10 protein-coding genes are annotated in these 12874 nt (G+C 32.8%); 9 read left to right on the top strand and 1 reads right to left on the bottom strand.

From position 1 onward, the window contains the following. Positions 1-8 precede the first annotated feature (8 nt). On the bottom strand, positions 9-1415 hold the full coding sequence (locus BMX10_RS14340; RefSeq protein WP_170834835.1) for a TniQ family protein: 1407 nt from the start codon (positions 1413-1415) through the stop codon (positions 9-11). 446 nt (positions 1416-1861) lie between these two features. Here BMX10_RS14340 and BMX10_RS14335 point away from each other — a divergent pair, with 446 nt between their 5' ends. The 9 genes from BMX10_RS14335 (at position 1862) to BMX10_RS14300 (ending at position 12769) form a co-directional block, all read left to right on the top strand. Next, on the top strand, positions 1862-3649 hold the full coding sequence (locus BMX10_RS14335) for a hypothetical protein (RefSeq protein WP_090445766.1): 1788 nt from the start codon (positions 1862-1864) through the stop codon (positions 3647-3649). Further along, entirely contained in the window at positions 3624-3929 is a 306-nt protein-coding gene (locus BMX10_RS17795; RefSeq protein WP_139176464.1) for a hypothetical protein, read from the top strand. Before BMX10_RS14335 ends, BMX10_RS17795 begins: the two co-directional genes overlap by 26 nt. Before the next feature lie 390 nt (positions 3930-4319). Further along, the gene (gene ltrA, locus BMX10_RS14330; protein WP_090445763.1) at positions 4320-5621 is read left to right on the top strand and encodes a group II intron reverse transcriptase/maturase; all 1302 of its coding nucleotides are present in this window, start codon (positions 4320-4322) and stop codon (positions 5619-5621) included. 143 nt (positions 5622-5764) lie between these two features. Further along, complete coding sequence (locus BMX10_RS14325) at positions 5765-6886, top strand: hypothetical protein (RefSeq protein WP_090445760.1); 1122 nt, start codon at positions 5765-5767, stop codon at positions 6884-6886. Positions 6887-7181: 295 nt separating this feature from the next. Beyond that, a complete protein-coding gene (locus BMX10_RS14320) occupies positions 7182-8369 on the top strand; it encodes an ABC-three component system protein (protein WP_090445757.1) in 1188 nt (395 codons plus the stop codon). Between the two features lie 6 nt (positions 8370-8375). Further along, complete coding sequence (locus tag BMX10_RS14315; protein ID WP_090445754.1) at positions 8376-8864, top strand: three component ABC system middle component; 489 nt, start codon at positions 8376-8378, stop codon at positions 8862-8864. Beyond that, positions 8861-10774, top strand: a complete 1914-nt coding sequence (locus BMX10_RS14310) for a DUF3732 domain-containing protein (protein WP_090445751.1) — start codon at positions 8861-8863, stop codon at positions 10772-10774. The genes BMX10_RS14315 and BMX10_RS14310 overlap by 4 nt, the downstream gene beginning before the upstream one ends. 362 nt (positions 10775-11136) lie before the next feature. Next, entirely contained in the window at positions 11137-11808 is a 672-nt protein-coding gene (locus BMX10_RS14305) for a hypothetical protein (protein WP_090445747.1), read from the top strand. Positions 11809-11959: 151 nt separating this feature from the next. Then, positions 11960-12769 (top strand): hypothetical protein, encoded by an 810-nt coding sequence (locus BMX10_RS14300; protein WP_090445744.1) that lies wholly within the window; start codon positions 11960-11962, stop codon positions 12767-12769. Positions 12770-12874: the final 105 nt, after the last annotated feature.

The following is a 12874-nucleotide window of genomic DNA, read 5'->3' as shown; positions in this document are numbered from 1 at the left end:
CTAGATGTCTAATTGTTTTTTCGTTTATATATTCTTCTAAGAAAAAAACTTGCCTCATTACCTATAAGCTCGTGAGACCATTTTTTAAAATCCTCTTTTTGCTTTTGAGCATATTCCTCTAGGATAGCAATAAGACCGAGACGGTCAGCAAAATAACTTTTTCCTATGGGAATACCTGATGTTTTAAATGCTCCTGTCAAAGTGATAGGAACTCTTTGTTTAATCATATCGTTACAAGTGTTTTTTAACTTTTCTTGCCAAATACTGATTCGGCTACGTGCTCTTTCAATATCATATACTCGTAAACCTGGGTTATAATCATAACTTTGGATAATATCATTGCCAATAAATCTTGTACCACAGACCTTGCAATACCTTTCAGTAATGACCTCATCAGATTTTAAAGTCTTATTTCCATAGTGTTTTACGTTTCCCTTATCCTTTTGATTATAATATTTACAATAAATATTAGGACATTTCCAAACAGACTTCTCCTCTGCTTTAAAATGGACAGATTGTATCTTCTGTGCATTATAAGCAAATTCAAGATCTCTAAATTCCCTTACGGTACAATTAAAAAAATATAGCATTTCAGCAATTTTAGATATGGACAAATTTGATAACCCATGACCATTTTTAGTTAGCGAGATTTCATAGCCCAGCATATTCTTTATCTGCTTTGTTGGTATTTCATTTAAATTAGCCAAGTACTGCAACCTGTTTTCAAATCCAGCCTTTATATCTTCATGGTCATGAATAAGACTAATATTGTCATGCAGGAGGCTATTATATATATTGTTATAGAATAGCTGTTTTTTATAGGTAGCATTTTTCACATCAGCTTTGACAATAGGAAGAGTTGCATAAGGGGTACAACAATAAGGACAACAGTAGGAATCAGATTCAATAGAAAATATTTTCACTTGATTACCACATAGACATTTGTGATGGAGCAAAGTATTGTGTTTAAAACAAATAGAAATGTTATTAAAGACATGTACTAAAGGTAAATTTTTTTCAGCTATACAATTGGGACAAATTTTAAAAAATGGAGAGTAGCCGATTAGCTTTGGATATATATTATCCACCCTAAATATTTTCTTAATAACAGGTATTAGTGTCAATTTAAGCATGTCATCAATTCCCAAATTGATTAGTTCACAGAGTTTTGGTAGGTTTAGGACTGTAGCCACTGTAAATAACCCTGGGCGATTAAGAGATACCCGGCCAGTGTTATGATTTTTTATTATATCCAAAATAGACCCAGGAGAAAAATTATTAATTGAATCTAGCTTTAGTAAGTAACTATAGAGACTTTCATCATCATTGGGAATTGCTAAACGAGGTAATGTATTTTGCCAAATATTCAAATTACTTTTGATATGTACAGATTGAGTTTCAGCTATTTTTTTCATCATTTTCTTTCCTTTCTTTAGTTTAGTCTTTATCTATAAACACCAAGAGCTACCCCTTAACTCATACTTATTTTCCCAAAGAAACAACATTTTCAATGATCTATTGTTAGTGGTAATTATTTGAAAACAGAGATTGATTGGAATAAGTTGCAAATAAGTTGATGAAATTTGGAGGAATTTACAATTTTTAGTAGAAATAATAAGAAAAGTAGTAGAATTGTTGTGCTTAAATATCCCGAATAGATATTGAGCTAAAAGCTTAGTAGAGAAAGAGATAAGTAATATTAGCGAACTTGAGTTCATAAACATCTTACCACTGCAAGGGATTTGTGAACTTAATGTCGCTAATTGAAAAGTTATAGGAAATAGGCGTTCTGGGCATCTTTTACAGGTTTATTCGAGACTAAGAAAAGCAAAAGAAAATAGCTATAGGGGGTATATATATTATGGAACTAAAAGAATTCATAGAAGATGAAGATTTTATAAGTAAAATGAGCAAGGCGTTTGCAGATTTGAGAGCAGATTTTGAATTAGACTTACATGATACTGAAGAGAAAATTAGAGAGCTTAGAAGTACACATGTAGATTATAAAAATAATCTAGATAGTTTAGTTTCATGCTCAACGGTATCAAGCGGAGTAATTTCTGGATTAAGAGGAACTGGTAAAACTCATTTGTTTTTATTAGCTAGGGATAGAATAAACGGTGATTATGAAAATTGCAAGGTTTTGTGTGTTTACTTGAATGTGAAAAGATTACACTTACCTGAGGATTATAATCAGGAGATATTTAATAGAGTTTTTAGTATATATTTATATGATAACATAGCAAAGCAATTAGTAGGGTTTTTAAAGAATTTAAAAGAAGAACGTATCATAAATAAAATATTGTCAATATTCGATAACGATAAAAGAAAATTATATAAAAACATTGAGAATACTATTGTAAAAATATCTGAGTTTAAAAATATAGTAAAGAATGGTACCAATAAGTTAGAAGAATTATCTATTGGCAACATTAATATAGATGAATCTAATAGAGAGTTAATAGAAATAAAAAATTCAATACTAACAAAATTAAGCCTTTCTGACCTGGAAGTCGGTAATTCGTTAGATATCAGCATGTTAGAAGAATTATCAAGAAATATGGCTAAAGGAAATACTTATATTAATTTTCTAAACATTTATGATGTTAGGCAACAGTTAATTGAGATTAAAGAACTGCTAAAACTTAGATCTATTACTTTTTATGTAGATGAATGGGAAAAACTGTATAGAATAAAAAGTGCACAGGAGTTTTTATCATTCTATATTGATAAAATTAATGATACTCCTTTTTATTTTTGGATAGGAGTAGTACCTAATAGAGGAGGATTACATCACTTGCAAAAAGGTGCAGATCTCCAACACGAGATTAATTTGGATAAAAACCTAAAGATTGAATTATCTAGCCAAGACAAGGAAGAGTGTATTGCTTATTACAAGAAATTCATTAATCAAAGACTAAAGTATTACTTTAAAGAATTAGGCATTAGTTACACCATATTAATTGATAAAACAAAAAAACTCGAAATGTTGATACTTGGAAGTATGGGAATACCAAGAGATTTTGGAACAATTCTACTGGATTGTTGGGTAGAATTTAAGGAGTACAGGTTAAGTAAATTAATTCAAGGAAGGCCAAATAAATATATAACAGAAAGTATGATTATCAAAGCTATAAGAAATGATGGTGAAAAAAAAATAAGCAACATTAGTGATAATATAGCTGTTATGCAAGTTTGGAGGGACTTAGAAAACTTTGCAACTAACAAAAAATCTAGCCATATATGTATTGAGACAAGCCGCGATAATATTGAAATATTATCAAAAGAGTATTTTTCAGAATTGATATACCATAGGTTATTACATTTTAGGAAGGGGCATGTTCCACCAAAAGATAAAGAAATAAAAAACAAATTAGCTGTCTATGCATTAAGTTATTCTTGTACTTATGACTTACATCAGAAGGATAAGTTGTTTAGCTTTGTTACAGAATATGAGACTATACATGATAAAGTAAGACGATATATCTATAACCCCAAAGCAATATCTAATTATATTGATATTAAAGAGGGAGAAATAATACTATGCAAAAGTGAAGGATGTAGACAAGAGATAAATTTACATAAAATGAAACATGCAGTGAGTTCAAATGAGTGCCCATTTTGTGGGAGCAAGTTGTTTAACCACTAGAACTCTCTTAGAAGGAGCAGAAAAGCTGAATTTCAATGCACCTACTTCCTATAACAATGCATTGCCGGCTCCGCTGTGCTACGACCCAAACCTTTTCGATGGGAGACAAGCTCCGCCAAGAAGTATTCCTTTGGGGTCCAGCTCAAAGGCTTCGGCAATGCGAGACGTTAGTGCGCCAAGCAAAGCTTGGCATTTCTTGCAGGGTGGAAGTCCCTGTTGGGCAAGGTCTAACCAACCACCCATACCGAGTGTTGCACCGAAACTGGTAACAGTTAGGTGAAGCGTACACAGGGAACCATATAGACCACAGGGGAGACCGTAATCCCTGAAGCATATTGAGCCTCGTAAACGCTAAAGCAGATGGCGACATGTTTAACGTCATGGAAGCCAATACAGAGAGGTCGTTAAAGGTGAGACTTCCGAGGATCTGTCGGGGTCCAAGAACGTGGTATGTATGGAGAGAGATGTCAGGAACTTGGGAGGATCCTGTTGCTCCTGATAATACAGGTAGGTCTATCCAATCGAAAAAGAGGACGACCAATGTACACAGGAATTCGGATTAACTCATAGTACTCTGAGGTTGGGAGAGCCAGCTACATGGGGAAGGAGTTAACAGATATATGCAACCCGCAAAGGAAACATTATCCGGACTGCAGGACTGGAGGAAATAATGCAAACCTCACTGCGGGGAATAACAAGAAAAGCAAAACAAGAAAGAGACTATCGTTTTGGTAACCTATATGGACTACTGGATAAGAATGCTTTGTATATTGCATGGAAAGAAATTAACAAGAAAGCATCAGCAGGAGTGGATAAGGTAACAGCAAAGGAATTTGAGAAGAACCTTGACCAAAATCTGAATGAGCTATTAGAGGATTTAAAGAAAAAGACGTACAAAGCAAGACTGGTAAAAAGAGTTAATATACCAAAGGGAAATGGAAAAACACGCCCCCTAGGAATACCGACAATAAGAGATAAAATAATACAAAGAGCAGTAGCTAACATATTAGAAGCAATATACCAGTCAGATTTCCTAAAGAGTAGTTATGGATACAGACCAGGAATAGGACCACAAAGAGCGGTGACAGAACTCACAAAAGAAATACAAGGGAAATACAGCTACATAGTAGAAGCCGACATAAAAGGATATTTCAACAACATAGACCATGAATGGTTAATGGAAATGCTAAAGCTTAGAATAAAAGACAAGACATTCTTAAAACTGATAAAGAAATGGCTAAAAGCAGGGATAATGGAGACAGAAGGAAAAATAATACACCCACAGACAGGTTGTCCACAGGGCGGAGTAGTAAGTCCAGTTTTAGCCAACATATATCTACACTACGCATTAGATTTATGGTTTGAAAAAATAGTAAAGCCAAGAAGTGAAGGAGAAGCATATATATGCCGCTTCGCTGATGACTTTATATGCGCCTTTAGATACAAGAAAGATGCAGAAAAGTTTTATAGTGCATTAGGAAAAAGGCTTGGAAAATTTAAGCTGGAACTAGCAGAAGAAAAGACAAAGATAATAAGCTTTACAAGATTTAGAAAACATGAAAATACCAGCTTCGAATTTCTTGGATTCGAATACCGATGGAAAGAATCACATAAAGGAAAAGACATAATAGTCAGAAGAACTAGTCGGGATAAATTGAGAAAATCAATAAAAGCCTTTACTAAGTGGTGTAAGGAGAATCGTAATAATCGAATAAAGAGAATAGTAGATAAACTAAATATCAAGCTAAGAGGATACTTCAACTACTATGGAGTCATAGGAAATAGTAAAGGAATAAACGAGTTCTATAATATAGCCATAAAAATACTATATAAATGGCTAAACCGCAGAAGCCAAAGGAGAAGCTTTAACTGGGATGAGTTCAAAGAAAAGATGAAGTGGTATGGGCTGATAAAACCCAGAATAACAGAAACATCAGATAACCAATTAAGGTTTGAAGACTGTTTTGCTTGATTACGGAAGTGAATATATCTGAAGAGCCCGGTGCGGTAGTTCCGCACGCCGGGATCTGTGCGGGGTGCGTCGGGTAATCGACGCGTCTACCGTGACCATGAAAGTTGGAAAAAATTTAGTGCTTTTTCGGAGGTTGAAAAAGATTGAAAAGATTTTATAAGTTCTTTATACATTTTATAGTAATAGTACAGTCAATGTTAATTTATCAACTTTACTATTATCACAGCTATACTAAAGAGACAATACATTACTGGATTAACTTACCATATAAATTTACAAAAAGATCTTATATGAGTCTATATGTTAGATATGGAGAGATAAAGACTTATCTTATTAATAATGATCTTTTATTAAGCAATCGGCAGTTTGCTATTTTAATTTGGGCGACTGTTATCGGTGTAATATTGTTAAAAGAAAAGAAAATAAGGAAATCATTTTTACAAGTTCTTAAAACTTTCTTTTCAAAAAAATTGCTAATATTGTGGTTGTTAGCACTTGCTTACAATATGATAATTATCTATTTTATGTGGAAACAAGGATTTTGGAATATTAGTCACTTTAAAGTAACTATATTGTGGATGCTATTTATTGGCTATATTATGCTGTTTAATGCAATAGGTGTTGCTAAAGATAATAGATATTTTTTGAAATTGATACTTCAAAACCTAAAGGTTACAATACTATTCGAATTTATTTTGAACTTATATTCATTTTCCTTGGTTACAGAGTTAATTATAGTTCCAGTGACAGTGTTCATTTCAATGATGGTAGCAGTAACTGAACATAAAAACAAAGAAGATTATCAAAAAATAGCATCTTTTTTAAACACTATATTGTTTTTCGTCGGAGCTTGGATGATGTGGAATTCAATAAGCCAAATAATCGCTCAGTTCAATAATTTGAATTTGGAGAGATTAATAGTTTTGTTATCAATGGGATCAATACTAAGTATATTGTTTATCCCCTTTGTAATTATTGTAGCTGTTGTTTCTGCTTATGAATGTCTTTTTATCCCAATATCTTTCAAAAAAGTAATTAAAGAAGATATTAAAAAATATCTTTACTTTCAAATAGTCTTAGCATGTGGTTTCGATGTCAAGAAAATTAAGAATTTTATCAGTGATAGCAACGTACTACTTAGTTCCATGAGCAACAAAGAAGACGTTAATAGCTTCATTAAAGCATATAAACTTAGACAAAAAGAGGGAAACAACCTTCATCTAACAAGCCATTCCCACAAGGGTGCAAGAAGAACCGTCAGGTAGAAAGTCTCTGTAGGCACCGTCATGAAGCAGATCAAGTTGGTCAGGTTCAGGGAAGCCACAGATGCAAGGACGTTCAAATTGTTTGCAAAAGATTGAACCATCCTAGGGCGCTTTTAGTAAAATTAGACTTTGAAGTTTTGAGGAGAGTTATTTGTAAGCTATAATCGTAGACATGAAGAGTATTTAAATTAGGAAAATCATGGGAAGTTGAGTTAATATAGATTGATAGAAATGCGTGGTAAAAATTAATATTAAAGAGTTGATTTATAGATAATGGAAAAAGGAGGCATTAGATATGTCAAATCATCAGGCTTCAGAACAAATGATGGGATATTTGTATCAAGTTAGATATGCACTTAATCTTTTGCTCAAGAATCGTGATGAACAAGCTCAGATAAGCATTGAAAAATTTGATGATATTGCATTTAGTGACGAGGATGATTCACGAGTATTAATTCAACTTAAGCACCATATAAAGCATTATGGAGATTTAACAGATAGCAGTACCGATATGTGGAGAACATTAAAAGTATGGATTGATGCAATAAAAAAATCTCCTGAATTACTTAAAACAACTAACTTTATTATTATTACAACAGCATCTGCACCAGAAAAAACAGCAGCTTATTATCTTAAGAATCATAAAGATAGAGATATTGAATTGGCGTATCAGTTATTAATTAAAGTATGCGAAGAATCTAAGAATAAAAAGCACACTACATACTATAATGCCTTTTATACTTTGGATGAGAGAGTAGCAAAACGATTATTAGCCAATGCTATTGTGGTTGATGGAAGCAGTAACATAGTTGATGTGGAGAGTGAAATTAAGCGAGAAATCCGATATAGTTGTTTACCTAAATATGAAGATTTAATTTGTGAGCGTTTAGAGGGATGGTGGTTTAAAAAAGTTATTGAAGCCCTATGCTCTGATGATCCGATTTACGTTACACAGAGTCAAGTTCGTTCTTACATTGTGTTAGTTAGCCAAGAATATAACCCTGACAACCTACCTATTGACATAATAGATTTTGGAAAATTAAATTTAGATGATTTGCCTCCTAATGACAGAGTTTTTTACGAACAATTAGAATTAATTAGCATGGGAAGTAATCGTGTACGAATGGCACTAAGAGATTATTATCGTGCTTTCAAGCAGCGTGCGAGTTGGGTTAGAAATGACTTGCTGTATGTTAATGAACTAGATGATTATGAAAGAAGGCTTATTGATGAATGGGAGCATTGTTTTTATACTATGCAAGATAATTTGGACGAATATGGTGATCAGATTACTGAAGATATAAAAGTGAAAAGCGGAAAAGATCTATTTTCTGATATACAGAAAAAAGATATAAGAATAAGAGAAAAATGCAGTGAAGCTTTTGTAATGCGAGGGAGTTATCACATTTTGGCAAACCAACTGAAAATAGGATGGCATACGGATTTCTATGAACGTCTTAAGTGTTTATTAATATTGAGGTGATACTAAATGAGAGAGTGGAACAACCGTTCAAAAGAAGTAGCTTATTTACTTAATCCAGCTTTCTGTGGAAGAATTATATATAGCACAATAAAAACATATGGAGATATAACTCATAGAGCATTTTCATTTCCTTTGATTTATTTAATATTGCCATTAGTTCTTCATAAAAGCACAAGAGAATTGATTAACAGTAGAACTCAAATGTTAGTATGGTTACAACGCTATCCTGAAGCTTTAATTGACTTTCCAAAACGAGCAAAGGAATTAGTTTTGATTACAAATGAAGCTGTTGAATTACTATTGCAGTCAGGACTAGTACAGTTAACTAACAATGGTGAATTAGAAATTGTTCACACAATAAAAGCTCTCAGTAAAACAAAATACACCAATGATGAAGTAAAAGATTGTATAAACAAAAGTGAACATATAGCTAAATGGTTTGCAGCGACTGGAAAAGCTGAAACTATATTTATTAGTATGGGGGTAAAGCCATGATGCAAATAAAAGAAATTGTTATATATGGACTTAATGGGAAGGTGCGACGTTTGTCATTTAAATTGGGAACAGTAAATATTATAACAGGAAAATCTAAATCTGGAAAATCAGCTATTGGAGATATTATAGATTATTGTCTTGGTGGAGACTCTTGTAATATTGCAGATGGTGTTATTCGGGAAAATGTAGCATGGTATGGTTTATTACTTCAGTTTAAAAATGAAAGAGTGTTTCTCGCGCGTAAAAATCCAGATCCAGGACAACAATCAACAGGTCGTTGTTATATTGAAATAGGAAAAGAACTTGAAGCCCCAGAAAAATGTGATTTTGTGGCAAATAAAAACGTCGCAGGATTAGAAGAAACTCTATCATCTAGAGTTGGAATCTTAGAAAATTTACATACCCCACCTGATGGACAAAGTAGGAATGCACTATCGGCAAATATACGACATGCACTATACTATTGCTTTCAAAATCAAGATGAAATAGCTGCTAAGAATTTTCTTTTTCATAAGCAATCAGATGATTTTATTACACAAGCAATTAAAGATACACTTCCTTATTTTCTAGGCATAGTGAATGAAGAAGCATTAGCCTTGGAAAATGAAAAAAGCATATTAAAGCGACGCTTAGTTATTGAAAAACGTAGACTTGAAGAAAATAGAGTTTTACACGGTGGAGGAATGGAGCGGGCTATTTCTCTTATTTCTGAAGCAAAGCAAGTAGGAATTATAGATTATAGAGCAGATATAGATTATGATAACTATAACGCACTATATACTCTGCTTTCAACTATTGAAGAGTGGACTCCTAACAGTACGCATGAGGTTGGAATGGATAGGCTTAGTTATTTGCAAAGCATATTAGAAGAACGGAAACGTGATTTAGAAGAGTTAGAATTGAACATTTCAAGTGCAAAATCTTTTGCTGGAGAAACAACAGGATTTGCTGATGAGGTTTCACATCAAAAAATGCGTTTGGAGTCAATTGGATTGTTTGAAAAAATGGATTTTAGAGTAGGTGTTTGTCCACTCTGTTCAGGAGAGTTAACAAATCCATTGCCGGAAGTAGAAATGATAAAAACAGCTATTAGTAATTTGGATAAAAATATAGAAAGTGTTACTCGTGAAAGACCTAAATTAAGAAATTTCATTGATAGTTTGGAACTGGACAGACAAAAACTTAGAGAAGAAATTATAAACTTAAAAGCTGAAATAGATGGTATTTATATTCAAAACAAAGAAGCAGAACGAGTGAAAGACTTAAATTCCAGACGTGCAAGAGTGATTGGGAGGATTAGCTTATGGTTAGAGAGTGTTCAAAAGGATACTGAGTCTGGAAATAAAGAAATGCAAATAAAAGAACTAGAAAAACGGATTGCTGAAATAGATGAACTTTTAGATAAAGATACTTTGTATGAAAGGCGTCAATCTGCATTGTCTCGCATTTCAGTTGATATGAGTGAATGGGCAAAAAAATTAAACTTAGAGCATAGCGATAATCCTTATCGATTAGACCTGAATAAAGTTACAGTTGTCGTTGATAAGGCTGAACGTCCAGTTCCATTAAAACAACTAGGTAGTGGATCTAACTGGGTTGGTGTTCATCTAATAACATATTTTGCACTACATAAATATTTTATAAATGCTAATAGACCAGTCCCTCGATTTATTTTTTTTGATCAACCATCACAAGTATACTTCCCTTCTGAACTTGATGAAAAAAATACAGATTGGAGTATGGTGTATGACCTTTATGATTTTATTATTGAAAGAGTAAATGATTTTAAAGGTAATCTTCAAGTCATAATTGTCGATCATGCCGATCTGAAAGATGGAAAATTCCGCCAATTAATTACAGAGGATTGGTGGCATGAAAATAATCTAATACCGGAGAATTGGTACAAGTAATTAATTAAGCTAAGGAGCGTAGAAAAGGCAGAATAACCAATTAATTAACTTTCCATTATACATATGAGGTATAAACCAACAAGAATGACTTTGCAGGTTTTAAGAGGTCGTAATTTATGATGACCTTTGAATACGGAGGCAACAACTTCATTTAGCAAGCCATTCCTACAAGGGTACAAGAAGCAACGTCAGGAAGAGAGTTTCTGTATGCACCGTCACGAAGTAGGGTCAGCACCACACCTTCTCATTAGGTGACAAGCACCGCCAAGGGGGTATTCCTTTAGGGTCCAGTTCAAAGGCGTCGGGAATGGCAGAGACGTTATCTGAAATAATCAATACTATCATGAAAGAAGTTGGTTTTAATGTTTAAAAAATATAAGTCAATACTTACGTTAAGTATTATTATTGTTCTTTTGCCAATAATAATTAATTTTATTTTATTAATTAAAACACCAATTCCCGTAGCAGAGAACAATGACTGGATAAGTTTTTTTGGAGGATATATAGGTGGAGTAACGACTCTTCTTGGGGTTTGGTTTACAATTGATTATTATCGCAAGAAAGATGAAGAAGAAAGAAATAAAGCAGATGAAAAAGCCAGATTGAGTCTTATGCCATATTTTAAGGTGGTCAATTTGGATAGCCTTCCACAATATTATAAGGAGGTGTTCTTTTCCTGTATAGATTCAACTGGTATGATGACTACATTAACAAGCCCGTTTATGATCAAAAATGTCGGTCTAGGAACAGCAGTAGATGTTAATTTCCTATATTTAACCAACTTTGATTGGAATGCAGACTCTCTAAGATTAACTTTGGCTGTAAAGGATGAAGAACATATTGAGCTTAATATCCAGATTCCAGAGGATGGTATTGGAGGTAATACCTTATGGTTAACTATCAATTATGCAGATTTGCTTGGAAATAAATATGAACAAGCAATTTCACTCAGAATAAATTTAAGTGTACAAGTTGAAAGATATTACATAGCAGTTGTTGGGACGTTACCTCCAAGGCTATTGGAAAAATCCTAGAACAATATAATTACCTGGCATAACACGTCTGTTCTCACTTGCGAGTCCGGAGTAGCATATGTATGTTGACCAACTTAAGTTTGAGGAACGTCTCATATATTCTAGCATCAAGAATAATAAGCTAAATTAAGCACTCTACTTGGAGGTAGGCATGAAATATACTATTATAATTGAAGAAAATAATAAGTTATTTCAAATATCAAAATTGCTTTTTATGAATTGTGGTGGGTTTTCTGTATTTTCTCCTTATCATAATGCTAATACAGGATTGTTAGGTAAGTATAGAGTTGATTATACAAAGAAATCATTTTCGCTAGAGTGCATTAACTATAAGACATACTCAGCAAAGAATAAAGCAAAGCTATCATTTCATGGTGATGGTTTCATTCAATTTTCTTCAGTAGTTGAAGGTACTATTATATCTGGCAAAAAAGAAGACGGTAGTTTTAAAGGTCTAGGCATCCAACGATCTACATTAAAAAATATTCTTACAACTGGACCAATTTGTAGTATGACTATATGGGGTTTAGATGATTATAAATTGTTTACAAAAAAAAGGAAAAAGGATACCATTATCTTAGCAGAACAAGACATGAATTATCGGCACTGTGATGAAGAAAAGTGGAATGCTTATGTAATTGAAATCACTCAATTTCCTAAACTCTTATTTAAAAAAATCGAGTATGTAAGGGATAATCCTACAATAATATTGAGACATCATAATTACGAAAAACCCAACACCATTTTTTTTCACAGAGTTATTCCTTATAAGAATAATGAATATTTTCTTGGAATACTTATCAGTAAGATTAAGGGTAAATTCAAATCAAAATCAGGGTTTGTAGTTCATAGTCCTAGTGAGATGCTTAATGAACGTTTAGGTGATTGCTTAATAGGAGTTTACCCGATTGATAATAATTTGATAAAAAATATAACCCAATCATTAGACTATCAGTTATAATTAATTCATACTTCTTTAGTTATTATTTTTGGTAATGAATGTCCAACATTAAAGCAATATTTCATTGCACCAATGTTGGACACCCCTAGTATTTTAAGGCATTCT

The organism is Natronincola peptidivorans, from assembly GCF_900111615.1.
Taxonomy (GTDB): domain Bacteria; phylum Bacillota; class Clostridia; order Peptostreptococcales; family Natronincolaceae; genus Natronincola_A; species Natronincola_A peptidivorans.
The sequence above is the reverse complement of the archived record's forward strand: the minus strand, read 5'-3'. Positions and strand labels throughout refer to the sequence as shown.

Bases quoted from the DNA above. Each gene is read 5' to 3' on its own strand.
- BMX10_RS14305 (WP_090445747.1), top strand. From the start codon at position 11,137: ATGTTTAAAAAATATAAGTCAATACTTACGTTAAGTATTATTATTGTT.
- ltrA (WP_090445763.1), top strand. From the start codon at position 4,320: ATGCAAACCTCACTGCGGGGAATAACAAGAAAAGCAAAACAAGAAAGA.
- BMX10_RS14320 (WP_090445757.1), top strand. From the start codon at position 7,182: ATGTCAAATCATCAGGCTTCAGAACAAATGATGGGATATTTGTATCAA.
- BMX10_RS14340 (WP_170834835.1), bottom strand. From the start codon at position 1,415: ATGAAAAAAATAGCTGAAACTCAATCTGTACATATCAAAAGTAATTTG.
- BMX10_RS14335 (WP_090445766.1), top strand. From the start codon at position 1,862: ATGGAACTAAAAGAATTCATAGAAGATGAAGATTTTATAAGTAAAATG.
- BMX10_RS14300 (WP_090445744.1), top strand. From the start codon at position 11,960: ATGAAATATACTATTATAATTGAAGAAAATAATAAGTTATTTCAAATA.
- BMX10_RS14310 (WP_090445751.1), top strand. From the start codon at position 8,861: ATGATGCAAATAAAAGAAATTGTTATATATGGACTTAATGGGAAGGTG.
- BMX10_RS14315 (WP_090445754.1), top strand. From the start codon at position 8,376: ATGAGAGAGTGGAACAACCGTTCAAAAGAAGTAGCTTATTTACTTAAT.